The organism is Lactonifactor sp. BIOML-A5 (assembly GCF_009677585.1).
Classification (GTDB): Bacteria; Bacillota; Clostridia; order Lachnospirales; family Lachnospiraceae; genus Lactonifactor.
Genome location: NZ_WKYV01000033.1, coordinates 21,389 through 47,488 on the forward strand (window position 1 = coordinate 21,389; position 26,100 = coordinate 47,488).

The following is a 26,100-nucleotide window of genomic DNA, read 5'->3' on the forward strand; positions in this document are numbered from 1 at the left end:
TAAGGAGGTTACGCATATGTATCGTTATTTGCCAATACGCCGTGTATACGCCAGAGAAGTGCTGGATTCCAGAGGAAATCCCACTGTTGAGGTAGAGGTTACCGTAGGAGAAGGAATAGTAGGAAGAGAGGGATATCTGGGGAGGGCTCTGGTTCCGTCAGGTGCCTCTACGGGCAGATTTGAGGCAGCAGAGCTGCGGGATGGAGATAAACGATACTATGGACTGGGGGTGCAGAAGGCAGTTTCAAATGTTAATACAAAACTGGCCGATGCTGTATTAGGGGAAAATGCCTTAAACCAGAGTCACATCGACTATCTGCTGCTCCAGGCTGACGGAACTAAAAATAAAGAGAATATAGGGGCAAACGCGGTTCTGGGTGTTTCTATGGCTGTGGCCAGGGCTGCGGCCAAGGCATTGCGGGTTCCTCTGTATCAGTATATCGGGGGCTGCCACGCAAGAAGAATGCCCGTGCCTATGATGAATATTCTGAACGGCGGAAAGCATGCAGATAATACGGTAGACCTTCAGGAGTTCATGATTATGCCTGTGGGTGCAGACAGTTTTTCCTCGGGACTGCAGATGTGCGCTGAGATTTACCATAATCTGAAGGTGATACTAAAGGGGGAAAATCTGGCTACTGCGGTGGGTGATGAAGGCGGATTTGCCCCGGATGTTCAGGGGTCAAAGGAGGTCCTGGAGCTTATGTGTCAGGCAGTGGAAAAGAGCGGTTATAAGCTTCGTGAGGACATCTGCTTTGCAGTGGACGCGGCTGCAAGTGAACTCTACGACAAAGAAAAGGATTACTATTATTTCCCTGGAGAGAGTGAGATGAAGGGAGATACCGTCACAAGAACGGCAAAGGAGATGGTAAACTATTACAAGGAGCTTATGGATGAATTCCCAATTGTCTCAATTGAAGACGGACTGCACGAGGATGACTGGGACGGCTGGAAGCTAATGACGGAAAAGCTGGGTGACAGGGTGCAGCTGGTGGGGGACGACCTTTTTGTGACAAATATAAAGAGGCTTGCCTGCGGTATAAAGCTGGAGGTAGCCAATGGGATTCTCATCAAGCTGAATCAGATCGGGACAGTATCTGAGGCTCTGGATGCCGTGGAGATGGCCCATAAGGCAGGCTACCGGGCTGTGATCTCACACCGCTCAGGAGAGACAGAGGACACCTTTATCGCAGATCTGGCGGTTGCCGTAAATGCGGGACAGATTAAGACGGGAGCCCCCTGCAGGACTGACCGGACGGCAAAATACAACCAGCTGCTGCGAATAGAGGATACTCTGGGAAATATAGCCCAGTACGACACACCTTTTATCTGAGAAGTATAGGGGGAAGAGGGAAGCGTATCCCCTCTCCTCCTGATTTTTGTTATATTTCCGAAAAACAAGTTGAAAAACTTTTACCTCTATGGTAAAATTATCTTGTTTGACAATTAGGAGGTGTAATCGTGGATATTTTACGTATGGTTCTGACCATAATTTTCGTTATTGATTGTATAGCCATTACTGTTCTTGTATTGATGCAGGAGGGAAAGCAGCAGGGTCTGGGCAGCATTGCAGGTATGGCCGATACGTATTGGGGCAAGAACAAAGGAAGATCTATGGAAGGAAACCTGGTTCGCGCTACGAAGATTACAGGATTTTTATTTTTTGTACTGGCATTAGTATTAAACCTGAAGTTTTAACAGATGACACTCTTGTGAAGGAACAAGAGTGTTTTTTTCTTTTGAAGCCTCAGGGGAAAGATAGATAGGAGAAGAAGTGAATACTAAATTATTAAAGAAAAGAAGGAAAATGCTCTATGATATAATAAGCTGTAAGGAATACGAGCCTATGAGGGCAAAGGAGCTGGCTATTTTACTGGAGCTGCCGAAAGGGAAAAGGAAGGAACTCCATGAGGTTTTGGATTTGATGGTAGAGGAAGGCATCCTTGAGATTACTAAACGGGGTAGATATCAGAAAAGGTCCGGCAAAAAGCCGGATTCAAACAGGGCAGCGGATGGGACAACCGGAAAGAGAATGGACGGCAGGAGAGAAGCAGATGCAGTCTGCCCTGTGCGGAAGGAAACGAAGAAAGGGGAACCGGAAAGGGAGTATGCTGAGGGCATCTTTATCGGCCATCCCAAGGGATTTGGATTTGTAGAGGTTTCCGGGGATACAGAGGATATCTTTATTCCGGAATCCCAGGTAGAGAATGCGGTGCATATGGACCGCGTGAGAGTGCTTCTTTCCCCGGGACCGGAATCTCACGGAAGAAGACGGGAAGGCAGTATTGTTAAGATACTGGAACACGGCACAGTCCAGGTGGTTGGGACATATCAGAGAAACAGTCATTTTGGGTTTGTGATAGCGGATAATGCAAAGTTTTCCAGGGATATATTTGTACCCATGGAGTGCTCGAAAGGCGCTGTGACAGGGGACAAGGTGGTAGCGGTAATTACGGATTACGGGACAAAGAATAAGAGCCCGGAAGGCAAGGTTGTGGAGATACTGGGTCACTTTAATGAGGCTGGAGTGGATGTCCTTTCTATCGCCAAAGGGTATGATCTGCCTATGGAATTTCCGGAAAAAGTAAACAATCAGGCGGCAAAGGTGAAGGAGTATCTGATTCCGGGAGATTTTGACAGCAGGATGGATCTGAGAGAGTGGACGATAGTGACAATTGACGGAGAAGACGCCAAAGATCTGGACGACGGCGTATCCCTTACCAAGGAGGGGGATATCTATCATCTGGGGGTCCATATAGCGGATGTCAGCAATTATGTGCAGTATAACAGCGCTCTGGACAGAGAGGCGCTGAAAAGAGGGACAAGCGTATATCTGGTAGATCGCGTAATTCCAATGCTGCCGCCCCGTCTGTCAAATGGTATCTGTTCCCTGAATCAGGGAGAGGATCGGCTGGCTTTGAGCTGTCTGATGGATATCGACGAAACCGGACAAGTAGTTTCCCATCAGATTGCGGAGACAGTGATCCGGGTAAGCAGGAGAATGACTTACACGAATGTGAAAAAGATTCTGGATCAGGAGGATGGATCTGCAGCCGGAGAATATGAAGAGTTAGTTCCGCTGTTTTTCCTGATGAAGGAGGTATCCGATCTTCTGAGAAAGAGAAGGGAAAAACGGGGAGCGATTGACTTTGATTTCCCCGAAAGCAAGATCCTTTTGAACAGTCAGGGCAGACCGGTGGAGATCTATCCGTATGAGCATAATGTGGCTACAAAGATTATTGAAGATTTTATGCTGATCGCCAACGAGACAGTTGCAGAGGAATTCTGCCGTGCAGAGATACCCTTCGTGTACCGGGTACATGAAGAACCGGATGAGGAAAAGATGGAAGCAGTTCTTCAGATGATTCATAACTTTGGCATTCCGGCTGTAAAGTCCAAGCAGAAGATTCATCCTAAGGAGATTCAGAAAATATTAAAGAGAATAGAAGGAACACCGGAGGAGCCTCTCTTTTCCCGGCTGCTTCTCCGCTCTATGAAGCAGGCGAAATATACGCCGGAGTGTACCGGGCACTTTGGGCTTGCGGCCAGATATTACTGTCATTTTACCTCGCCTATCCGCAGGTATCCGGATTTGCAGATTCACAGAATCATTAAGGAAACACTCCGGGGCAGAATGAACGAAGAGAAAATCCGCCATTATCAGGACATCCTGGAAGACGTATCTGTCCAGTCCAGCGCCATGGAGCGCAGGGCAGAGGAGGTTGAGCGGGAGACAGATAAGCTGAAGAAAGCAGAATATATGTCATCCCGGATCGGCTGTGTGTTCCAGGGAATTATCTCCGGGGTTACGGAGTGGGGAATCTATGTGGAACTGCCCAACACAGTGGAAGGCCTGGTTCATGTAAACACACTCAGAGATGATTACTATGTATTTGACAAGGAGCACTACCGGATTGTGGGAGAGGTGACGAAAAAGACCTATGGACTTGGCCAGAAAGTGACCGTACGGGTAGAGGATGCTGATATGATAACCAAGACCATAGATTTTGTACTGGCAAAGGAAGGAAAGGAGGATGAGGAGAATGAGCAAGGAATCGGGCAGCCGTCTGATTGCAAATAATAAAAAAGCCTATCATGATTATTTTATTGAGGACAGCTATGAGGCAGGGATTGCCCTGGCTGGCACGGAGGTGAAGTCCCTGCGCATGGGTAAATGCAGTATAAAGGAGTCTTTTCTTAGGATTGAACAGGGAGAAGTGTATATCTACGGGATGCATATCAGTCCTTACGAAAAAGGTAATATCTTTAATAAAGATCCTCTGCGCGTGAGAAAGCTTCTGCTTCATGATTATGAAATCAGGAAAATTGCAGCTAAGATCGCAGAGCAGGGATATACTCTGGTGCCCCTGAAGGTTTATTTTAAAGGGAGTCTTGTAAAGGTAGAGATAGGGATTGCAAAAGGGAAAAAACTTTACGATAAGAGACAGGATATTGCAAAGAAGGATCAGAGGCGGGAGGCCGAGAGAGACTTTAAAGTAAAAAACTTATTTTAAGCAGAGTTCTTATGTAATGAAAAACAGGGCAGCCGCAGCTGCCCTGGAATAGAGAAGTATAGGAAAACAATATCGAAAGAGTTTGTAAATTACTGTATCTCAATTAATTTGGGCTGTTCCTTATCCAAAACCTGAGGTGTCTGTTTGGGAACTGCCAGACGAAGAACGCCGTTTTGGAACGCGGCTTTGATATCTTCCTGTCTGATATCCTCGCCCACATAGAAGGTTCTCTTGCAGGTTCCCTGGAAGCGTTCTCTGCGAAGATATTTCCCTTTATTATCTTTCTCGTCTTTGTTCTCTGTATGGTTTGCAGAGATTGTCAGATAACCGTCCTTCAGTTCTGCCTGGATATCTTCCTTGGTATATCCCGGAAGTTCCATGTCAATCACATAGCTGCCGTCTTTTTCCTGGATATCTGTCTTCATCAGAGATGAACGGCCAGCGGTTTCAAAAGGTGTAGTGAAAAATGGGTCACTGAACATTTCATCAAATAAATCAAAAGGTCTTCTAAATAACATAGGTCATTCCTCCTTATTCCTCTTTATGTTATCCTGGCAATTGTCTGCCTTCATAACAGTTGCTGTTTTATTTGTTCTATATGTTTTATAACACATATTATTAGCACTGTCAATAGGTGAGTGCTAATTTTATGCTTGTTTTATAATATTTATAATTTGTTCAGAATTCTTAGGTTTTAGACTTATACTGTACATTTATTTACTTTCTATTATAAAAATGATAAAATGAACAAAAGAATACCTTTTTAAAACGAGGACAGGAGGCATGACAATGGAAGACAAGCTATATCAGATGATGGATTGGCCAAAGATTGAAGCTGTGGTTTACTCTGAGGAGAGTACCCCCCGCAATCTTTTAGGTCCCCGGGTTACAGAAGAAGGGATATTGATTCAGTGCTTTTATCCGCAGGCAGAAAAAGTCAGCGTGCATGTAATAAAGGATAGCAAGAGGTATGAAATGGTGATGGAGGATGAAGGGGGATACTTTGCCGTGCTGATACCCGGAAAGAATATTCCTCTGTATCGTCTGGTTGTGGAGAATAAGGAAGAGACCTTGGAGGTTTATGACCCGTATGCATTTCCCACGCAGATTACTCCGGAGGAGGAGCAAAAGTTTAATGCAGGAATCTGTTACGACATCTACAAAAAGCTGGGAGCTCACCGAATGACCCTGAACGGGGTAGAGGGAACGTACTTTGCGGTGTGGGCACCCAACGCCATGAGAGTCAGTGTTGTGGGAGATTTTAACCGGTGGGACGGAAGGGTATATCCCATGAACCGGCTGGATGTCTCCGGGATCTATGAGCTTTTTGTTCCTGAAATTGAATGCGGGGCTCTTTATAAGTATGAGATCAAGGCAAAAGGCGGCCTTACTTATCTGAAAGCGGATCCCTATGCAAACCAGGCCCAGCTGCGCCCGGACACAGCTTCCATCGTAGCAGATCTGGAGAGCTATCAGTGGGAAGATAAGGAATGGATGAAAAAGCGAAAGCAGGTCAATGACGAGAAAAAACCTATGGTCATTTATGAAATGCACCTTGGTTCCTGGAAGAGGCCGGAGGCCGGGGATACTTTCTGTAATTACAGAGAGACGGCAGAGGAGCTTGCGGCATATGTAAAGGATATGGGATATACCCATGTGGAACTGATGCCCGTGATGGAGCACCCCCTGGATGCCTCCTGGGGGTATCAGGTGACGGGATATTATGCCCCTACCAGCAGATACGGTACCTGTGAAGATTTTATGTACTTCGTAGACTATCTACACAGGCAGGGGATAGGGGTAATCCTTGATTGGGTACCTGCGCATTTTCCCAAGGATACCTTTGGACTTTCTAATTTTGACGGAACCTGCCTGTATGAACATCTGGATCCAAGACAGGGAATGCATCCCCACTGGGGGACCCTGATTTACAATTACGGCCGTCCGCAGGTAACAAACTTTCTGATTGCCAATGCCCTATTCTGGGCAGAGAAATATCATGTGGACGGGATCCGCATGGATGCGGTGGCCTCTATGCTTTATCTGGACTACGGAAAGCAGGACGGAGAATGGGTGGCCAATATCTACGGGGGGAATGAGAACCTAGAAGCCATCGAATTTCTTAGGCATCTGAACTCTGTATTTAAGAAAAAGCACAGAGATGTTCTGCTGATTGCGGAGGAGTCCACTGCCTGGCCCCGGATTACCGGCAGCCTGGAGGAGGACGGACTGGGATTTGACTACAAATGGAATATGGGATGGATGAATGACTTTATCCGGTATATGTGCTACGATCCTCTCTTTCGGGGAGGGCACCACGATGAACTTACGTTTAGTATGATTTATGCATACAGCGAAAAGTTTCTGCTCAGTCTGTCCCACGATGAAGTCGTGCACGGCAAATGCTCTCTCCTGAATAAGATGCCTGGGGAGAAAGAGAAAAAGTTTGCCAATCTCAGGGCAGCTTATGGCTTTATGCTGGCACATCCCGGCAAAAAGCTTCTGTTTATGGGACAGGAATTTGCCCAGGAACGGGAATGGTCAGAGGAGAGGGGACTTGACTGGGAACTGTTGGAAGAGGAACCCCACAGACAGATGCAAAACTATGTGAAGGCCCTGTGGCATTTGTATAAGGAATATCCCGCATTGTATTACCTGGACTTTGATACGGATGGGTTTGAGTGGATCAACCAGCTGGAGTATGAGAAAAATATGCTCACCTTTCTGAGAAAGACCAGAAGAAATGCGGATACTCTGCTGCTTGTATGCAATTTTTCAGATGTAGAGTATGATGGATACCAGGTTGGTGTTCCCTATGCAGGGAAGTACAAGGAGGTTTTTAACAGTGACAGAAAGGAATTTGGCGGTTCGGGGGTGGTAAATCCCAGGGTGAAAATGTCTAAAAAAGCGGAGTGCGACGAACGGAAGAACTCCATTGTGATTAAGGTGCCGCCTCTTAGCTTCCAGATTTTTGCATACAGGAAGGAAGTGGATAAGGTAGTAGATAACAAAACTGCCAGGAAAAAGAGAAAGACTGCAGCCGGGAGAAATCTGAAAAAAGAGCTGGCGGATAAAATGTTATAGAAAACAGGAGATGTTGCATGGATACTGAAACAGTGGAAGTACACAAGATGATTACGTATTTTGAGGCTATGCTTCCTACGGTGATTAACTTTGCCATAAAAGTAGTTCTGGCGCTGCTGGTATACTTTATCTGTTCTAAGATAATCAAAAAGCTGTGCAAGGTGCTGAGAGCCTCTATGGAGAAGGCGGGCATTGACCTGGGAGTCGTGCAGTTTGTGAATTCTATTGCCAGGGCAGGACTTTATTTTCTGCTTATTGTTACCATAGCAGTGCGGTTTGGAATTAAGGAATCCTCTGTGGCGGCTTTGCTGGCATCCGGAGGTGTGGCGGTTGGCCTTGCCCTGCAGGGAGGGCTCTCAAACTTTGCCGGCGGTGTGATTATTCTGGCACTGAAGCCATTTCAGGTGGGAGACTATATCATTGAAAATACCAGTAAACAGGAGGGAACGGTTACCAAGATAGAGATGTTTTATACGACACTCTCTACTGTAGACAACAAGCGGATTGTCATCCCCAATGGGACTCTTACAGAGGCGAGTGTGGTCAATGTTACGGCCCAGGAGAAGAGAAAGCTGGAATTTAAAATCGGAATTTCCTACCAGTCGGATCTGAAAAAGGCAAAAGGGATTCTGGAGCGTCTGCTTCACGAGGACCCCTGTATTATGTCAGATCAGGAGATGATTGTTTTTGTGGATGAATTGGGGGAAAGCTCTGTGATTATTGGCTTTCGGGCCTGGGTGAAGACGGAAGAGTACTGGAACACCAAGTGGAGGCTTAACGAAAAGGTAAAACTTGCATTTGACGAGGAAGATATCGAAATACCATACAACAAACTGGATGTGAGAGTCAGCCACATGGAACAGTGACAGGAGAGGAGATGCATTCTATGAAAGCAAAAAAACTATCGGCAATTCTTTTGGCGTTCTGTCTGGGTACAGGGGGAATCGCCGGCTGCGGTACAGGAGACGAGGTCAAGACCACAGAACAAGAAGCAGAAAGCAATACTTCCCAGGAAGACGGACAGGATACCCAAAAGACAGAGAAGGAAGAGAACAAAGAGGAGGCACCTAAGGAAGAGAAGGAGACATCCTCCATTCCTGCGGAAAACGGAAAAGCTATTATCTACTCACCCAATGAGAATGCAGATGGTTATAACAAGCAGGAAATGGATTTTGAGGAGGTATCTCCTGGTATGATTATCGGTCAGATGGTGGGTGACGGAACCCTGCCGGATAGTGTGGTGGTACAGAATTTTGAAGAGGTTGACAATGAAGGAGAGCCTGCCCTCCGTCTGGATCTGTCCTCAGGGTTCGGAGAGTATGTACAGTCTATGGGCACGGCCGGGGAGGATATGACTATGGGATCTCTGGTTAACACATTTCTGGATACCTACGGGGCTTCCTCTATAGAGATTTTGGTGGACGGAGAAGCCTTCAGTACCGGGCACAGTGAGTACAGCGGGTTCTTAAGCCGTTATGAATAAGGAAAACAGGATAAAAACAGAATATGATTAAAAAAGAAGAAGGATCTGATGCCTAAGCACGGATCCTTCTTCTTTTTTCTTGCAGATTCTGCATAAATTTCCGTAAACTCACAGAAACTAAAGCAAGGAAAAGAAGAATGTGAGGACAGAGATATGACGGAATTCGGATTGAAAACAACAGTACATTTCGGCCAGGCACCTCTTTCTTATCTAGATACCCTGAAAGCACAGAAAATATTCATTGTTACAGACCCTTTTATGGTGGAGTCAAAGATGGCAGACAGGATTACGGAACGGCTGACAGGAAAGGAAGTCAGTATCTTCAGCAATGTGGTTCCGGATCCGCCTATGGAGCTGGTAGTGCAGGGAGTTAATGAAGTCATTGCCTTCCGCCCGGATCTGCTCATTGCCTTGGGCGGCGGTTCAGCCATAGATGAGGCAAAAGCAATTATGCAGTTCTCCAGAAAGATTGGGGATCTGCCGGATATGGACTTCATTGCCGTTCCTACTACAAGCGGAACGGGATCGGAGGTTACTTCATTTGCAGTGATTACAGACAGGGAAAAGGGAAGAAAGTATCCATTGGTGGCACCGGAGCTTTTGCCGGATGTGGCAATTTTAGACAGTGATTTGGTAAAAAGCGTTCCCCCGGGGATTGTGGCTGACACAGGCATTGATGTACTTACCCACGCCCTGGAGGCTTATGTGTCCCAGAAAGCCAATTTTTTTACAGATGCGTTCGCAGAGAAGGCTGTCCTTACGGTCTTTCAGTATCTTCTCCGTTCTTTTGAAAGCAAAGAGGATACGGAGGCCAGAGAACAGATGCACTATGCCTCCTGTATGGCAGGAATGGCATTTGACCAGACCTCTCTGGGGGTGAATCATGGAATTGCCCATAACATCGGGGGAAGATTCAAGGTCCCTCATGGCAGGGCAAACGGGATTCTGCTTCCCCATATAGTAGAATACAATGCCGATCTGAAGGATTATCAGCAGAAGGAGTACTGCCTGGCGGCAAGGAAATATGCAAGACTTGCTGAGCTGCTGGGAATTGGAGGCGTGAATGTACGCACGGGTGTCAGGAATCTTATCAGTCATATCAGAAAACTGGAAAAAGCGCTGAAGATGCCCCAGGGATTTCATGACTGTAAAATAGCACAGGCGGACTACCAGAAGGAAGAAGAAACAATTGCGGCGGGAGTGCTGGCAGACGGCTGTACGGCAACAAATCCCAGGCCGGTTACCCGGGCAGATGTAATAAAAATTCTCAGACAGGCCTGGTAATGAGAGAGACAGGGCGGTGATGGAATGGAGCAGCAGGAAAAACAACGGATAATTCAGGAATTTGTACCCGGCAAACAGGTGACTTTGGCACATGTGATTGCAGGACCGGACAGGGATATCTATGTGAAGCTGGGGTTGGAACCTGGAAGGCAGGATGCCATCGGAATCCTGACAATCACTCCCAGCGAGGGATCAATTATTGCAGCTGACATAGCTACTAAGGCATCGGATATCACCCTTGGATTCATTGACAGATTCAGCGGGGCTTTGGTATTTACCGGGGATATCAGTTCTGTTGAGGCAGCTATTAAGGATATTTTAAGGACGCTGGAACAGGATTTGGGATTCGCACCGGCTCCTGTTACGAGGTCTTAGCTATGAAAAAGGTAATTTTTATGGGAAAGACAGGGTGCGGGAAAACGACACTGTGCCAAAAGCTCCACGAACAGGAGCTGAATTATAAAAAGACACAGGCAGTTGAACGCTACGGAGATGCCATTGACACCCCAGGGGAATATCTGGAAAACCGGCATTTTTACAATGCATTGATTATGTCGGCCATTGATGCACGGATAATTGCCCTTGTGGCGGACCCCACTTCCTCTTATCAGGCAATTCCCCCTGGTTTTGCCAGTATATTCGGAAAAAAGGTGATTGGGATTATTACAAAGTGCAGGGAAGCAACCCAGGATCAGATCCAAAAAGCCAAAGGAGAGCTGCAGGCAGGGGGCGCCTGGCCTATATTTACGGTAGACACACCCGCAGGGGTGGGAATCCCGGAATTATTTGATTATCTGGAGAAAGAGGGGAAAGTCAGTGAAGGAAGAGCTGCTCAGTGTAGGAATTGATCTGGGAACGAGTACAACACAATTGATTTTTTCAAAATTAATTGTGGAAAACATGGCCAGCAGCTATACCGTTCCCCGTATGGTAATTGCAGACAAACAGATCATTTATAAAAGTGAAATATATTTTACGCCACTTCTGGGAGAATCTCAGAACCGCATTGATTTTGAAAAAATCAGAGATATTGTGGACGATGAATACAAAAAGGCAGGTATCCGAAAAGAGCAAATTGATACCGGAGCCGTGATTATCACCGGCGAGACAGCCAGAAAAGAGAATGCCAGAGAGGTGGTTAATGCCCTTGGGGATTTTGCCGGGGATTTTGTGGTGGCTACTGCCGGACCGGATCTGGAGAGTGTTATCTCAGGAAAAGGGGCAGGGGCAGATGACTATTCCAAGGAACACCATACCACGGTAGTTAACATAGATATCGGTGGTGGCACCAGTAATCTTGCGGTATTTCAGAGGGGAGATACCTGTGATACCGGATGTCTGGATATTGGGGGGCGCCTGATAAAGGCAGATGCAGACACTCACAGAATCACCTATATTGCCCCAAAGCTGCAGGAGATTATTCAAAGGGAACATCTGCCTCTGGCGGTAGGTGATACCGCTACAGAGGCAAATGTGGCGCCTGTGATTGCTATTATGGTTTCTGCTCTGGAGGCGAGTGTGGGGCTTAAGCCCCAGGGGGAATATTATCAGCTTCTGGTCACACACAGGGGAATAGAATTCAAAGAACCAATTCCTTATATCAGCTTTTCCGGGGGTGTGGCGGAGGCGGTTTATCAATCCCGTAAGTTTGAAGACAAGTTCTGCTATGGGGACATCGGAATACTTCTGGGGGAAGCCATTGCACGGTCTGAGCTTTGCAGGAAGATGAAGGTGATAGAAAGCAGAGAAAGAATTCGGGCTACAGTGGTAGGCGCCGGAAGCCATACTACAGAAATCAGCGGAAGCACAATTACTTACACAAAAGATACTTTTCCCGTAAAAAACCTTCCGGTGCTGAAGATAAGCCCAAGGGAGGAGCAGGAAAACCTGGCTGAAAGTCTGAGAAAGAAGATTGAATGGTTTGAGGTAGAGGACAGCCTGCAGCCGGTTGCGGTAGCTTTGACGGGGGCAGAGAACCCTACTTTTGCGGAAGTACAGACCTATGCCGGCGAGCTGCTTTTAGGCATGAAAGCCCTGATGGAGCGGGGACTGCCGGTTATTGTCATTGTGGAGAGAGATATGGCAAAGGTACTGGGGCAGTCTATGTACGCTCTCCTGGGGTACGGGAAAGACGTTGTCTGTCTGGACGGTGTAAGGCTCCAGGAAGGAGATTATATTGATATCGGGAGGCCTATTGCCCAGGGAAGTGTTCTCCCTGTGGTGGTAAAGACCCTGGTATTTCATTCATAGAAAACAATGGAAAATGGAGGAAAGCCATGATTTTAAAAACAAAACTTTTTGGGCATGTATATGCATTTTCGTCCCTGAAGGAAGTGCTGGCAAAGGCAAATGAAGAGAAATCAGGGGATAAGCTTGCAGGGATTGCGGCGGAAACAGCGGAAGAAAGAGTGGCCGCCAAGATTGTATTGTCTGAAATTACACTGGAGGATCTGCGGAATCACCCTGTAGTTCCCTATGAGACGGATGAAGTCACAAGAATCATACAGGATGATGTAAACGAATCTATCTACAATGAAATTAAGAGAATGACAGTGTCCGAACTGCGGGAATGGATCCTGGATGAAGCTCATACCGGAGAAGATATTAAAAGAATATCCAGGGGTCTCACATCTGAGATGGTGGCTGCGGTGGCAAAGCTCATGTCTAACATGGATTTGATCTATGGGGCTAAAAAGATTCGTATCACGGCCCACTGCAATACTACCATCGGGGAAGCGGGGACACTCTCCTCCAGACTGCAGCCAAACCACCCCACAGACGATCCGGACGGCATTATGGCATCTCTTTTGGAAGGGCTGACCTATGGGGCTGGGGATGCGCTGCTGGGTCTGAATCCAGTAGATGATTCGGCGGAAAGTGTGACGCGTATCCTAAAACGCTTCGAGGAAATCAAGAGAAAGTACGAGATCCCTACCCAGACCTGTGTTCTGGCTCATGTAACCACACAGATGGAGGCCATTAAAATGGGTGCTCCCACAGACCTGATCTTCCAGTCCATCGCCGGGTCTGAACTGGGCAATACTGCTTTTGGTTTCAATGCGGCAACTATAGAAGAGGCGCGCCAGATGGCACTGAGCAGGGGGACAGCCACAGGCCCTAACGTAATGTATTTCGAAACAGGTCAGGGTTCTGAACTCTCATCAGAAGCCCACCACGGCGCGGATCAGGTGACCATGGAAGCCAGGTGCTATGGATTTGCCAAGCACTTTCAGCCGTTTTTGGTGAACACGGTGGTAGGATTTATCGGACCGGAATATCTGTATGACGGCCGACAGGTAAACCGTGCGGGCCTTGAAGATCACTTTATGGGAAAACTTACCGGGATCTCCATGGGATGTGATGCCTGCTATACCAATCATATGAAAGCTGACCAGAATACCATCGAGGATCTGTCGGTCTTACTGACAGCAGCAGGATGTAACTATTTCATGGGAATACCTCACGGAGATGATGTTATGCTGAATTATCAGACGACAGGTTTCCAGGAGACAGCTTCTCTTCGGGAAATCTTTGGTTTGACAGCAATCAGGCCTTTCCATGAATGGCTGCTTCGTATGGGGTATGTGGATGAGAGAGGTCATCTGACGGGACGTGCCGGGGATGCCTCCACATTATTTTAAAGGAGGAAAGGTGAATGCAGGATACAGATGTAAGAGCTTTAGTAGAACAAATGGTAGAAGATATGCTGAAGGGGAAATCTCTTCAGACCTCCTCTGACAGTAAAAGCAGCTATGCAGCATCCGGCGGACAGAATAACAGACTTGAGAAAGCGCCGGAAAGCACCGATGGGGGACAGATGCTGCCGGATATTACCCAGATAGATTTGAGAAAACAACTGCTGGTTAAAAAACCGAAGGACAGGGAGGGATATCTGGCCATGAAAGCCAAGACTCCCGCCAGACTGGGAATCGGAAGAGCAGGAGCAAGGTATAAAACAGCGACTATGCTCCGTGTGCGGGCAGATCATGCGGCTGCTCAGGATGCGGTATTCTCTGATGTTTCAGAAGAATTTATCAAAAAACATCAATTTGTATTCGTAAAAACAAAATGTAAAGATAAGGATGAATATCTGACCCGCCCCGATTTGGGAAGAAGGTTCGCGGATAAGGAAAGAGAGATTATAAAAGCTGCCTACAAAGATCACCCTAAGGTAATTATTGTGGTGGGGGACGGCCTTTCATCCTCTGCGGTAGAGGCGAATGCTGCTGAGATGATTCCTGCCATATCCCAGGGGCTGAAAGCGAAAGGGATAAGCACGGGGCCTATCCTATTTATCAAATATGCCAGAGTCGGAGCTATGGATGACATCGGGGAGATTACAGGAGCAGAAGTTATCTGTATGCTGGTTGGTGAGCGTCCGGGCCTTGTTACGGCAGAGTCTATGTCTGCCTATATTGCCTACCATCCCCGTCATGGGCTGGCAGAAGCTAAGAGAACCGTTATCAGCAATATTCACAAAGGCGGTACCACGGCAGTGGAAGCAGGGGCGCATGCCTCAGGTATTATTATGAAAATGCTGGAGCAGAAGGCTTCCGGTATTGATCTGAAATAACAGAAAGGAAAGCAAGCCATGAGAAATGATGAATTACGGGCTCACATTCTTGGTGTCCGGGTGATTTCCAATGTGAGCGATGATCTGGTAAGAGCACTTTCACTGGGGCAGAGGCATAAAAGTCTCGGAATTGTAACAGCAGATACCGATGATGTTCTCTATACCGCTCTGGATGAAGCTACAAAGGATGCAGATGTGGACGTGGTATATGCAAAGTCCATGTACGCAGGATCTGCCAATGCATCCACCAAATTAGCCGGGGAGGTAATCGGTATAATTGGTGGTCCCAGTCCTGCGGAGGTGCGCAGCGGCTTAGAGTCAATCAGAAATTTTATGGAGAACGGCAGCTGCTTTGTCAGCGCCAATGAGGATGATTCTATTGTCTATTATGCCCATACTGTTTCCAGAACTGGCTCGTATCTCTCCAAGTCTACAGGGATTCGGGAAGGGCAGGCCCTGGCATATCTGATAGCCCCTCCTCTCGAGGCAATCTATGGACTGGACGCAGCGTTAAAGGCTGCCGACGTAAGGATGGTTTCCTTTTATGGACCGCCTTCTGAGACAAACTTCGGGGGCGGACTGCTTACGGGAACCCAGTCAGCCTGCAAATCAGCCTGCGCAGCTTTTGCCCAGGCGGTAAAAGCGGTGGCAGACTCTCCCAGCCAATTTGAATAAGAGAAAAGGAGATTATCTATGGACTTAAAAGATAAAGATCTGCTGTCCGTTCAGGAAGTCAGGAACCTGCTGAAAGAGGCAAAAGCGGCTTCCGAAAAGCTGGCAGAGATGGATCAGAATCAGATAGACAGGATTGTAAAGGCAATCAGCGAAGCGGGAACTGCACATGCCACAGAGCTGGCTAAGCTGGCCAATGAGGAAACCGGATTCGGAAGATGGCAGGATAAGGTGATTAAAAATCTCTTCGCCTCTCAGGTAGTCTACGAGGCAGTGAAGAAACAGAAGACAATTGGAATTCTGCATGAAGACAGAGAGCGTCAGGTATGGGATATCGGAGTGCCGGTAGGGGTTATAGCAGGTATCGTACCCTCCACAAACCCCACATCTACGGTGATCTACAAGGCAATGATTGCCTTAAAAGGGGGCAATGCCATTGTCTTCTCTCCACATCCGGGGGCAAAGAAATGTATTCTCAGAACCGTTGAGGTTATTGCAGAGGCAGCCGTTCGTGCAGGCTGTCCGAGAGGGGCTATCTCATCTATCAGCATCCCAACCATGCCCGCTACACAGGAATTGATGAAGCATGAGAATACATCCCTAATCCTGGCTACCGGAGGGGGAGCAATGGTAAAATCTGCCTACTCCTCAGGAACCCCGGCCATCGGGGTAGGCGCCGGAAACGGCCCTGCCTTTATCGATAAAAGCGCAGATGTGCATATGGCCGTAAAACGTATCCTGGATTCCAAGACATTTGATAATGGGACTATCTGTGCTTCTGAACAGTCCATTATTGTCGAGAAATGCATGGAGCAGCCCGTTGCGGAGGAACTGAAGAGGCAGGGCGCCTTTCTTTTGAACGAGGAGGATACCAAAGAACTGGGCCAGTTTATATTGAGAGCTAACGGGACCATGAATCCTATGATTGTAGGAAAAAGTGTGGCCCAGATTGCTGAATATGCGGGGCTTTCCAATATTCCATCCGGGACCAGAGTGCTGGTGGGAAGAGAAACCAGTGTAGGAGAAGGGGCACCTTACTCCAGAGAAAAACTGGCGCCCATACTGGGCTTTTATGTAGAAGAAAATACGGAAAATGTTCTTCGACGTTCTATAGAAATACTTCATATGGAGGGTGCAGGACATACCTTTTCCATTCATGCAGAAGATGAGTCCCTGATCAAAAGGTTTGCCCTTGCAGTGCCGGCCTCCAGAATTCTGGTAAATACACCGGGCGCCCTGGGCGGCATTGGCGCGACGACGGGTCTGTTCCCGGCACTGACCCTGGGCTGCGGAGCAGTGGGAGGAAGTTCAACCTCCAACAACATCGGTCCACTGGATGTGATAAATATCAAAAGAGTTGGGTTTGGGACCAAAGAACTGGAGGAGATTAGAAGAGCGGCAGGCAGTGTGCCGGAACCGTCAGGCGCCTGTGCTCTTGGGACAGATGCTGCTTTCGTCCAGTCAATTGTTGAGAGAATCATGAGGGAGATTGGATAAAAACTGGAGATTCCAAGGCAGGAGACATCCAAATCGTAATTTATAAATAGAAAACAGAAAATTGTAGAATACTAATCTTGTATCGAAAGAGATGGAGGGATTGTAAAATGGCAAATACAAATGCATTAGGCATGATAGAAACAAAAGGTCTGGTAGGCGCAATTGAGGCTGCTGATGCTATGGTAAAGGCCGCCAACGTGGCATTAGTGGGCAAAGAAAGCATTGGCGCAGGTCTGGTAACGGTTATGGTCAGAGGAGACGTTGGAGCTGTCAAAGCGGCAACAGACGCCGGTGCAGCAGCAGCAGAGCGTGTAGGAGAGCTTGTATCTGTTCACGTAATACCGAGACCTCACACAGAGGTGGATGTGATTCTGCCTCACCAGCTGGAGAAAAGCAGCACATCCTATACCTCTGAGGCATAAAAAATGGCGGAAATCACGACAGAAAAGCTGGAACAAATTGTATCGGAAACCCTCTCAGAGATTCTGGGAGGGGATACAGGAAAGAAAAAAAAGCCGGAGCACATGACCACTCTGAGAGGGGATGAGATGGTCTACAAGGACCATCCCCGTATCATATTCCGGGGAGCCATCGATTCTCTGGAGTCGGAGATTATTCTTGTGCAGTTGACTGCCGCAAAAGAAAAAAAGAATCTTCTGGTACAGGACCTGGAGGAGATTATCCGGGTGATCCGCGGCCTGCTTCGCTGTGAAGTCAGCGGAGAAGCTGTGAAAACAGAGAAAATCCAGGGGCTGACCATGGATGAACTAAGAGAACATTCCCATCACCCCAGCCGGTATTATGGAATGAGACACTTTCTGCCAACCTGTGAGCACGGTGAGATCGTTGCCTGCCTGAACCGACTGAGGACCATGACCAGGGAAACAGAACTTGCGGCATACAAGGCATTTAAGACAGAATCCGGGGGAGTGACCCGGGACGACATTATCCGGGTGCTGAACCGGCTTTCCTCCCTGTTCTGGATTATGATGTTTAAATATCTCGCCGGCAAATACTAGTATCATTTGGCAGTACACTGAAATTGATAATATATCTGATAAAGACAGATCCAAGGATGGAGGGATGGACAATGTACGGTACAGTACTCCGGGATGAGGAGAAAAAAAGATTAGCCGACCGCATAGTAGATGCAGTGGTGAAAGAGATACAGGAAAGCTGTATGGTTGAGGTAGAAGCTTCCGGACGCCATGTCCACCTGTGCAGGGCAGATATCGATGCCCTGTTCGGAACCGGATATCAGCTTACAAGAGTCCGGGACTTATCTCAGCCCGGACAATATGTCTGCCAGGAGAGAGTATCTCTTGGAGGACCTAAGGGGACTCTGCACAATGTGGTAATCCTGGGGCCGGAACGAAAGGAGACCCAGGCAGAGGTTTCTATGACGGATTGTCTGGCTCTGGGAATAAAGGCACCGGTCAGGCTGAGCGGTGACATTGAAGGCACACCTGGGGCAGTATTCTCTTATAAAGACCGGCAGGTGATTAAAGACAAAGGTGTCATAGTGGCAAAACGCCATATGCACATTACTCCTGAGGATGCCGAAAAGTTCGGGGTCAGAGATGGGGATGCTTTAAAAATCAAGGTGTTCGGCAGCAGACCTCTCATATTTGAAGACACCATTGCCCGTGTCAGCCCGGATTTTCAAACGGATGTCCATATTGACTATGATGAAGCGAATGCCTGCGGTTTTCAGAAGGGCACCTTCTGCCGTATTGTAGGCAAAGAGAGGAACGGCGGATGACAGGGCAGCAGGAACTGGTGGAGCAGGTGGTAAGAGAAGTGGAAAAAAGGCTGAAAGAGTCTGGGTCCTTTAAGAGACCGGAGGCGCTTATCCTGGGAACGCCCGGACCGGAGATAAAAAACTATCTCGAAACGCAATATCTGCTGCATTTTTTCGGGGATTCCATTAAGGAAGCGGTAGAGTGCTCCAGGTATGATGTGATTTTTCTGATGGAGCTCCCGGATCTTTTGCTGGTCCAGACTGCGCTGGGTCTCCCCTATTCCCCCCAGGCAAAATGTGTACTATCCGCACTGCTCCGGGGGAAAAAGGTCTTTGCCTGGCGGGAAGGAATTGAATATCACAGATACAGGGATACTGCTTATAAAAATCTTTATCTCCAGTATCAGGAGTACGAAGACAAGCTGGTTAAATACGGGGTTACTGTTGTTGAAAGCATCTCGGAGATTGCAGCAGACGATCTGCCTCATAAGCTTCAGCCGGAGGGAGAGAGCCTGGATCTCACAGGGCTTCATCTGATACGGGAATCCGATCTTATGAAAGCACCTGCCAGAGGTGCCGCCTCAATTCTAGTGAGGGGAGAAGCAATTTTCACACCTTTAGCCAGAGACTATATAGCGAATCACAACCTGTATGTGAGAAGAGCTGCAAAGAGGTGAGCTTTTGGAAATTGGAAAAGTCATAGGAAATGTATGGGCCACGAAAAAGGATGAAGGAATCAGCGGCCAGAAGCTGCTGGTAGTTAATATTATGAAAAACCGGCAGCAGAAGAAAGACTCTCTGCTGGTGGCTGCGGATATTACGGGGGCAGGAATCGGGGATCTGGTTCTGGTGAGCAAAGGCAACTCCGCCCGGCAGGCGGTGGGAGATTCCAGAATTCCTGTAGATGCAGCGATTATAGGCATTATAGATTCCCTGGAGCTGCAGGAATCCGACAGCAAGGAAGATGGAGGAACATGAAATGAGCATTAACGAGATTATTATCTATATTATGGTGTTTTTCGCGGCTCTTGGGGCAATTGACCGTATTATCGGCAACCGCTTTGGGCTTGGGGAAAAGTTCGAAGAAGGAATTATGGCCATTGGAGCCCTGGCCGTTTCTATGGTGGGAATCATAGCCCTGGCTCCGGTGATAGCAAATCTGCTGAAGCCTGTGATTGTACCGCTCTTTGGCTTTCTGGGGGCGGATCCTGCTATGTTTGCCGGTTCGATACTGGCCAATGATATGGGCGGAGCTCCCCTTGCACAGGCTCTGGCGATAGATCCCAATGCCGGTGATTTCGGAGGACTCATTGTAGGTGCCATGCTGGGCCCCACAATCGTGTTTACGATCCCGGTGGCTCTGGGTATTATAGAGGAATCTGACAGGAAGTATCTGGCTACCGGAGTTCTGGCAGGAGTTATCACCATTCCCATAGGATCCTTTGTGGGAGGTCTGGTTGCAGGGTATTCCGTTATGATGGTAATCCGCAATTTAATCCCGATTATTCTCTTTGCCCTGCTCATTGCTCTGGGGCTATGGAAATTTCCGGATGCCATGGTAAAGGGATTTACGTATTTTGGCAAATTTGTTGTGGCAGTGATTACCCTTGGACTGGGCGCAGGTATTGTAGAACAGCTGACAGGCATTACCCTCATTCCCGGAATGAATCCGATCAGCGAAGGATTTACCGTAGTCGCTGATATCGCTATTGTTTTGGCAGGGGCGTTTCCCCTGGTCTATGTGATTACTAAGGTATTCAGAACACCACTGATGAAGCTGGGAAAAGTGCTCGGTATGAACGATGTGGCGGCGGCAGGCATGGTTGCCAGTCTGGCAAACAGTATCCCCATGTTTGGTATGATGAAGGACATGGACAAGAGAGGTAAAATTATTAATGTAGCTTTTGCCGTATCGGCTGCGTTCGTATTTGGGGATCACCTGGGATTTACCGCGGGATTCCATCAGGCTATGATTTTCCCCATGATTGTGGGAAAACTAGTTGGAGGAATCACAGCTGTTATTCTGGCGGTATTCATCTCCAGAAGAATGACTGAGTAATAGGAGGCATACAATGGAATTTACTGCATCAGAAATAGAAAAAATAGTACAGAGAATCCTGACAGAAAAGCTGTCCGGCCTGACGCCGGAAGGAGACAGCTGTAAAGAATACGCAGACGGAGTGATTAAAGTGGCTCTGCCCTCAGTACAGGTTACACCCGGGGATAAACTGGATACAGGAAGCCCGGGACACCAGGTATATACCCATGATGTGCTTTCTCTGGAAGAGAGCAGGCGGCTGGGCTGCGGAATCATGGAGATGAAAGAGACTACTTTTGACTGGACACTGAATTATGACGAGATTGATTATGTAATAGAGGGCAGTCTTAGGATTAACAAGGGCAATGCGTCTGTCACGGCAGGGCCCGGAGAGATGATTCTGATACCCAAGGGCAGCAGGATTCAGTTTTCCGTGGCTGACAAGGCCAGATTCTTATATGTAACCTATCCCGCCGACTGGATGGGAGGAAATTAATAGAATTCACACGCTGGATACCGGGTACTTCTGGTACAGTGTGTGAATTTTTAGTGATCTTTTCATAAATCCATGGATATTCTAAGAAAAAATGTTATAATAAATCTGTTAATTCTGTGATGAAACATAGGAGTGAGGAGATAAATAATGAAAAATAGAAGAATAAAACTGGCAGCCCTGTCGCTTACAGCGGCTATGATAATGAGTACCGTACCTGCTCAGGTGTTTGGAGATACTACAAAGGAAGCTGTGGAAAAAGATGCCGGCAGCAGTCAGGAAGCCGGTGATCTGCCTGTACCCGCAGCCCTCAGTGAAACCAGGGCAGCAGAGACAAAAGGAACCTGGGTAAAGGATTCCAAGGGGTGGTGGTTTAAGAAAAGTGACGGTTCCTGGCCTGTGAATTCCTGGGAGTACATAAATGGCGAATGGTATGTGTTTGACAAGAACGGATATATGAGAACCGGCTGGGTGCTGACCACTGGAGGCTGGTATTACTGCGATGCGTCCGGAGTCCGTCTAAGAGGATGGCTGAGACGAAGCAATAACTGGTATTACCTGAATTCGAAAGGCGTTCTCCAGACCGGCTGGTTTAAAGACGGCTCTGCCTGGTACTTCTCCAACAGCAACGGTATCATGCAGACAGGCTGGCTGAAGCAGGGTACTACCTGGTATTACCTCAAAGGAAACGGTGCTATGGCCGAGGGATGGGAAAAGGTTGGAGGAGCCTGGTATTATCTGACTCCGGGCAGCGGCAGTATGAAAACCGGCTGGTTTATGGACGGATCAACCTGGTATTATGCCAACGGAAGCGGAGCGATGCAGACGGGCTGGCTGAAGCAGGGGAACACCTGGTATTATCTCAAAGGAAGCGGAGCCATGGCTGAAGGCTGGGCAAAAGTTGGAGGAACCTGGTATTATCTGACCCCGGGAAGCGGAGCCATGAAGACCGGGTGGCTAAAAGACGGGGAGACCTGGTATTATACAGACGGAAGCGGAGCCATGAAGACGGGCTGGCTGAAGCAGGGGAATACCTGGTATTACCTCCAGGGAAGCGGAGCCATGGCCGAAGGCTGGGCCAAAGCAGGCGGAAGCTGGTATTATTTCGCTCCGGGAAGCGGGGCCATGAAGACCGGATGGATCAAAGACGGAGGAACCTGGTATTATACAGACGGAAGCGGAGCGATGCAGACGGGCTGGCTGAAGCAGGGGAACACCTGGTATTATCTCCAGGGAAGCGGAGCTATGGCAGTAGGCTGGACAGATGTGGGAAATACCAGATATTATATGGATCAAAACGGGGTTATGCTTACGGGCTGGATACTGGTAGATAATACCTGGTATTATCTGCACGCCTCAGGGGCTCTTCAGACATCCCGGTGGGTTGGAGATTACTATCTTACGGAAGACGGTTCTATGGCCGTCAGCCAGTGGATTGAAGAAACCTATGTGGGAAAGGATGGCAAGCGCATCCCAGGTTATACAGAGTATGAACTGGAACAGGAATCTACATTAGCCGGAACTGTAAAAGAGGTTACCTGGTCGGATTCCGGACAGCAGTATACAGCGCAATTTTTAGTACTGGATCAGATGGCAGGCTTTAGATCAGGCGATACTGTCGTGGCGGAAATTAAAGAGATTCAGCTTACAGGAGAGGATTACGAGGATGGCAGCAGAATAGAGGCAACTGGTGTTCTAAAAGTAAGTCCGGAGACACCGGAATACTCTCAGTCAGAGATATATATGGAACTGACACCTGCCGATGCTCCGGAAGAGACGCCTGTTTCTGAAGAGTAAGACGTATATATAAGAATAAAAGGGGAACCGCGTCACTAGGCAGAGAACTGATAGACACTAGGAAGCGGTTCCTTCTGGATTTTACTATATTTTATAGACAATTTACAATTTTTTAGAGTTTAAAAATATCTCTTTCTCTCATTGTGTGCTATGATACAGGTATGTATCAGAAGGATTAACAGGAGAGGAAGGATTCTATGAAAGTGCAGGTACTGTACAAAAGCAAAACTGGTAATACAGAAAAGCTGGCAAAGGCTATCTATGCAGCTATCCCTGATCCGGATAAAGATATTCAGCGGCTGGAAGGACAGAAGAATTATGATATGGGAGACGTATATTTTATAGGGTATTGGACTGATAAGGGGACTGCAAGCTTTGAGATCCTGGATTATTTAGGGGAACTTCATAATAAGAAAATCGCACTTTTCGGAACCTGTGGATTTGGCGGAAATGAAAAGTACTTTCAGCGCATTGAGGAGAATGTGAAAGCTTTTATCGGAGATGACAATGAGTATCTGGGGGCTTTTATGTGCCAGGGAAAGATGCCGATACAGATAAGGGAGCGTTATGAATCTATGAAGAATGGAGAAAATGACGCTAAGGTAGAGGCCCTGCTGCGAAATTTTGATGAGGCAATGCTTCATCCGGACAGGGATGACATGGAAAAGGCGGCTGTCTTTGTGAATTCAGTATTTGAGAAGCTGTCTGGGGAAGGAGCTAACTGCTGATTATGAAAGAAAAATTGAGGAATTTTATGTCAGGAAGATATGGTACGGATCAACTGAACCGGTTTATTCTGATTGTTGTTATGGCTTTTTTAATTTTGGATCTCTTTGTCAGAAAAAATATCCTGCTGCTGCCGGGGCTGTTTTTACTGGGAGTGTGTTATTTCAGGATGTTTTCCAGAAATTACAGTGCCAGATACAGTGAGAATCAGAAGTATCTGGAATTGAAAGGAAAGGTTACCGGAAAGTTTAAAAAAGAGAAATATATGATGTCCCAGCGAAAGGATTTTCATATTTATACCTGCCCATCCTGCCAGCAGAAAATAAGAGTGCCGAAGGGAAAAGGGAAAATCTGCGTCACCTGTCCAAAATGTCATGCAGAATTTCAAAAAAAGAGTTGAAATTTTTCCAAAATGTGATACAATATCAATTGTGTTTGACACAAGCTGGAATAGCTCAGTCGGTAGAGCACTTCACTCGTAATGAAGGGGTCGAGGGTTCAAGTCCCTTTTCCAGCTTTTGCGAAAGGCCCGCAGGTATGCGGGTTTTTGTATGTTTAAGAGTAAAAATTACCGCCCTGAAAAGGGCGATTTTTTTATTTGACTAACATTAGTCTAACGTGGTAATTTTGCGTCGGATAATACACTTTTTATGATACTACCAGAGAGCGACTGTGTGTATCCTGATTATTGTATCTACGGGCGGCGGCTTATATGGAAAACGCTGCCGTATAATCCAAAGATATGAAAGAAGTACACTTATAGGTAAATAGTCTGGTTAAACATTCACTATCCCCTCTCATGAGCGATCAGTAGAGATACAGGGTACTTTTACATCTCTGAAATAGTACGTATTTTATTGCAATTATCTTGTGGTATTGATAGAATATACCATGGGGGTGGAGAAATATGGAAGTAATCTTTAAGTATATAACGAAAAATCTAAGTGCAGCAGTATTGATAAGCATAGGAATAGTTGCACCTGGTATATTAACCATAGCCGCATTTGACATTGGGTTATTTGAAAGAATGGATATTATAAAATTACTGGTATTTGGGTGCTCTATATCAATAACACCAGCATGTATACTATATATTGTAACCATACTATTTTCGTTTTGCGGTAAGGATAATGTCAATCTTGCAATAAGCATGGCTTTGTCGTTTAACTGTGGTTTCTTTGCAATCGGGTTAATTCTTAAAATGTTATTTAAAATGCACATACAATATTTTATTCTTCTGGAATTATTTCAGGCGATTATTTATGCAGTTTGTTGTATATGGGATAAAAAGAGAGGAGGTAGTATTTACTAAGCATCCTTTAGGGTGCCTTTACTATGCTTATTAATAGGCTAGAATATGCATTAGTTAGTCTTTATGCTTCCACATAAACAAATTATTTGAGGCGCTTCGTAGAAATATAGGGCGTTTTACTGTATCATAGAAGAATAGTATATAGAGAGGGAGACTAAATGAAAGACACAAATTTAAAGGTTATAGGGGCTTTCGCAGCAGGCATTGGAACTGTGGTATCAATTTATGGGTTTGTACAATTAGATAAAGGCAAAGGTCAGTATAATATAGCTGTAGAATTTGGGAATTTTGATACAGCTGGTATATGGGCTGGACATATTCTAAGTTACAAAATATGTATAGCTGCAGGGCTAGTTATGCTGTTAGTAGGAGTGATAGCGTTAATTGTATGGTGTACAAAGAAACCAATTAGCGGAGAAAATGAAAATATAAATATCACTAAAAATAATTCTGGCAATAGTGTAACTGAAAAAATGATGGAACTGAAAAGAATGAAAGATATTAATTTAATAACAGAAGAAGAATTTGAAAAGAAAAAGAAAGAATTTTTAGATTTAATGTAGAAATGATGGCTAAGAACAGAGTCACACTATAGTGGCTCTTTTTCTATATAGAGAAAGAAGGTGAGCCTACTGGCGAAAGGAAAATACGAATATTGGATGACATTGGAAGGATTGCAGTGCCGGAAGAGTGGGCAGGAGTTTTTTTGTTTCTCATTATATGACATATATAATTCCGCCTTTTTATATAAGTATATTAGGCTTTTGTGTGTTTTAAGATGCCGAGTATAACGTTACTTTCAATTAAAAGGGGCTGTCGGGAAATAGATAGCCCTACACAGGGGCAGGCGTGATTCATACGAATCACGCCTGCCCCTGAAAATTAT

Annotated in this window: 28 protein-coding genes and 1 tRNA gene; 28 read left to right on the top strand and 1 reads right to left on the bottom strand. The window is 46.7% G+C overall.

Features of this window, described 5'->3' with window-relative positions; all coding sequences use genetic code 11:
- The first annotated feature begins 16 nt into the window (after positions 1 to 16).
- The 4 genes from eno to smpB all read left to right on the top strand — a co-directional run bounded on the left by eno (position 17) and on the right by smpB (position 4,514).
- Positions 17 to 1,333, top strand: coding sequence for a phosphopyruvate hydratase (gene eno / locus GKG41_RS19780; RefSeq protein WP_154261564.1), 1,317 nt, complete (start codon positions 17 to 19; stop codon positions 1,331 to 1,333).
- 128 nt (positions 1,334 to 1,461) lie between these two features.
- A complete protein-coding gene (gene secG, locus GKG41_RS19785; RefSeq protein ID WP_226904416.1) occupies positions 1,462 to 1,698 on the top strand; it encodes a preprotein translocase subunit SecG in 237 nt (78 codons plus the stop codon).
- A gap of 76 nt (positions 1,699 to 1,774) precedes the next feature.
- Complete coding sequence (rnr, locus tag GKG41_RS19790) at positions 1,775 to 4,081, top strand: ribonuclease R (RefSeq protein WP_347563278.1); 2,307 nt, start codon at positions 1,775 to 1,777, stop codon at positions 4,079 to 4,081.
- Positions 4,044 to 4,514, top strand: coding sequence for an SsrA-binding protein SmpB (gene smpB, locus GKG41_RS19795; RefSeq protein WP_154261565.1), 471 nt, complete (start codon positions 4,044 to 4,046; stop codon positions 4,512 to 4,514). The genes rnr and smpB overlap by 38 nt, the downstream gene beginning before the upstream one ends.
- 89 nt (positions 4,515 to 4,603) lie before the next feature.
- Here smpB and GKG41_RS19800 read toward each other — a convergent pair whose 3' ends face one another.
- Positions 4,604 to 5,032, bottom strand: coding sequence for an Hsp20/alpha crystallin family protein (locus tag GKG41_RS19800; protein WP_154261566.1), 429 nt, complete (start codon positions 5,030 to 5,032; stop codon positions 4,604 to 4,606).
- A 271-nt stretch (positions 5,033 to 5,303) separates the two neighbouring features.
- Here GKG41_RS19800 and glgB point away from each other — a divergent pair, with 271 nt between their 5' ends.
- The 24 genes from glgB (at position 5,304) to GKG41_RS19920 (ending at position 25,777) form a co-directional block, all read left to right on the top strand.
- On the top strand, positions 5,304 to 7,598 hold the full coding sequence (gene glgB / locus GKG41_RS19805) for a 1,4-alpha-glucan branching protein GlgB (protein WP_154261567.1): 2,295 nt from the start codon (positions 5,304 to 5,306) through the stop codon (positions 7,596 to 7,598).
- A gap of 17 nt (positions 7,599 to 7,615) precedes the next feature.
- Positions 7,616 to 8,464, top strand: coding sequence for a mechanosensitive ion channel domain-containing protein (locus GKG41_RS19810; RefSeq protein WP_154261568.1), 849 nt, complete (start codon positions 7,616 to 7,618; stop codon positions 8,462 to 8,464).
- Positions 8,465 to 8,484: 20 nt separating this feature from the next.
- Positions 8,485 to 9,081 (top strand): GerMN domain-containing protein, encoded by a 597-nt coding sequence (locus GKG41_RS19815; protein ID WP_173015662.1) that lies wholly within the window; start codon positions 8,485 to 8,487, stop codon positions 9,079 to 9,081.
- Positions 9,082 to 9,234: 153 nt separating this feature from the next.
- Positions 9,235 to 10,365 (top strand): 1-propanol dehydrogenase PduQ, encoded by a 1,131-nt coding sequence (locus GKG41_RS19820; protein ID WP_154261570.1) that lies wholly within the window; start codon positions 9,235 to 9,237, stop codon positions 10,363 to 10,365.
- Between the two features lie 24 nt (positions 10,366 to 10,389).
- Positions 10,390 to 10,740, top strand: coding sequence for a BMC domain-containing protein (locus GKG41_RS19825; RefSeq protein ID WP_072849869.1), 351 nt, complete (start codon positions 10,390 to 10,392; stop codon positions 10,738 to 10,740).
- A gap of 2 nt (positions 10,741 to 10,742) precedes the next feature.
- Positions 10,743 to 11,213: a EutP/PduV family microcompartment system protein gene (gene eutP / locus GKG41_RS19830; RefSeq protein WP_154261571.1), complete on the top strand. Its 471-nt coding sequence runs from the start codon at positions 10,743 to 10,745 to the stop codon at positions 11,211 to 11,213.
- On the top strand, positions 11,182 to 12,615 hold the full coding sequence (gene eutA / locus GKG41_RS19835) for an ethanolamine ammonia-lyase reactivating factor EutA (RefSeq protein ID WP_226904421.1): 1,434 nt from the start codon (positions 11,182 to 11,184) through the stop codon (positions 12,613 to 12,615). The genes eutP and eutA overlap by 32 nt, the downstream gene beginning before the upstream one ends.
- A 26-nt stretch (positions 12,616 to 12,641) precedes the next feature.
- Positions 12,642 to 14,006: an ethanolamine ammonia-lyase subunit EutB gene (locus GKG41_RS19840; RefSeq protein ID WP_154261573.1), complete on the top strand. Its 1,365-nt coding sequence runs from the start codon at positions 12,642 to 12,644 to the stop codon at positions 14,004 to 14,006.
- Between the two features lie 14 nt (positions 14,007 to 14,020).
- Positions 14,021 to 14,938: an ethanolamine ammonia-lyase subunit EutC gene (eutC, locus tag GKG41_RS19845; protein ID WP_154261574.1), complete on the top strand. Its 918-nt coding sequence runs from the start codon at positions 14,021 to 14,023 to the stop codon at positions 14,936 to 14,938.
- An 18-nt stretch (positions 14,939 to 14,956) separates the two neighbouring features.
- Positions 14,957 to 15,613 (top strand): ethanolamine utilization microcompartment protein EutL, encoded by a 657-nt coding sequence (gene eutL / locus GKG41_RS19850; protein WP_154261575.1) that lies wholly within the window; start codon positions 14,957 to 14,959, stop codon positions 15,611 to 15,613.
- 18 nt (positions 15,614 to 15,631) lie between these two features.
- Complete coding sequence (locus GKG41_RS19855; RefSeq protein ID WP_154261576.1) at positions 15,632 to 17,107, top strand: acetaldehyde dehydrogenase (acetylating); 1,476 nt, start codon at positions 15,632 to 15,634, stop codon at positions 17,105 to 17,107.
- A 107-nt stretch (positions 17,108 to 17,214) separates the two neighbouring features.
- Positions 17,215 to 17,529, top strand: a complete 315-nt coding sequence (eutM, locus tag GKG41_RS19860) for an ethanolamine utilization microcompartment protein EutM (protein ID WP_154261577.1) — start codon at positions 17,215 to 17,217, stop codon at positions 17,527 to 17,529.
- 3 nt (positions 17,530 to 17,532) lie between these two features.
- On the top strand, positions 17,533 to 18,126 hold the full coding sequence (locus GKG41_RS19865) for a cobalamin adenosyltransferase (RefSeq protein ID WP_154261578.1): 594 nt from the start codon (positions 17,533 to 17,535) through the stop codon (positions 18,124 to 18,126).
- 71 nt (positions 18,127 to 18,197) lie between these two features.
- Positions 18,198 to 18,869, top strand: a complete 672-nt coding sequence (eutD, locus tag GKG41_RS19870) for an ethanolamine utilization phosphate acetyltransferase EutD (RefSeq protein ID WP_072849852.1) — start codon at positions 18,198 to 18,200, stop codon at positions 18,867 to 18,869.
- Entirely contained in the window at positions 18,866 to 19,525 is a 660-nt protein-coding gene (locus tag GKG41_RS19875) for a hypothetical protein (protein ID WP_154261579.1), read from the top strand. The genes eutD and GKG41_RS19875 overlap by 4 nt, the downstream gene beginning before the upstream one ends.
- A 4-nt stretch (positions 19,526 to 19,529) precedes the next feature.
- On the top strand, positions 19,530 to 19,826 hold the full coding sequence (locus GKG41_RS19880) for a EutN/CcmL family microcompartment protein (protein ID WP_154261580.1): 297 nt from the start codon (positions 19,530 to 19,532) through the stop codon (positions 19,824 to 19,826).
- Between the two features lies 1 nt (position 19,827).
- The gene (eutH, locus tag GKG41_RS19885; protein WP_154261581.1) at positions 19,828 to 20,907 is read left to right on the top strand and encodes an ethanolamine utilization protein EutH; all 1,080 of its coding nucleotides are present in this window, start codon (positions 19,828 to 19,830) and stop codon (positions 20,905 to 20,907) included.
- 13 nt (positions 20,908 to 20,920) lie between these two features.
- Complete coding sequence (locus GKG41_RS19890) at positions 20,921 to 21,382, top strand: cupin domain-containing protein (protein ID WP_154261582.1); 462 nt, start codon at positions 20,921 to 20,923, stop codon at positions 21,380 to 21,382.
- Between the two features lie 147 nt (positions 21,383 to 21,529).
- A complete protein-coding gene (locus GKG41_RS19895; protein ID WP_154261583.1) occupies positions 21,530 to 23,176 on the top strand; it encodes a hypothetical protein in 1,647 nt (548 codons plus the stop codon).
- A gap of 197 nt (positions 23,177 to 23,373) precedes the next feature.
- Positions 23,374 to 23,904, top strand: a complete 531-nt coding sequence (gene bilS / locus GKG41_RS19900; protein ID WP_072849840.1) for a flavodoxin family protein BilS — start codon at positions 23,374 to 23,376, stop codon at positions 23,902 to 23,904.
- A gap of 2 nt (positions 23,905 to 23,906) precedes the next feature.
- A complete protein-coding gene (locus GKG41_RS19905) occupies positions 23,907 to 24,302 on the top strand; it encodes a hypothetical protein (protein WP_173015663.1) in 396 nt (131 codons plus the stop codon).
- Positions 24,303 to 24,346: 44 nt separating this feature from the next.
- A tRNA-Thr gene (locus tag GKG41_RS19910) sits at positions 24,347 to 24,419 on the top strand.
- A gap of 390 nt (positions 24,420 to 24,809) precedes the next feature.
- Entirely contained in the window at positions 24,810 to 25,214 is a 405-nt protein-coding gene (locus tag GKG41_RS19915; RefSeq protein ID WP_154261585.1) for a hypothetical protein, read from the top strand.
- A 158-nt stretch (positions 25,215 to 25,372) separates the two neighbouring features.
- A complete protein-coding gene (locus GKG41_RS19920) occupies positions 25,373 to 25,777 on the top strand; it encodes a hypothetical protein (RefSeq protein ID WP_154261586.1) in 405 nt (134 codons plus the stop codon).
- Positions 25,778 to 26,100 lie beyond the last annotated feature (323 nt).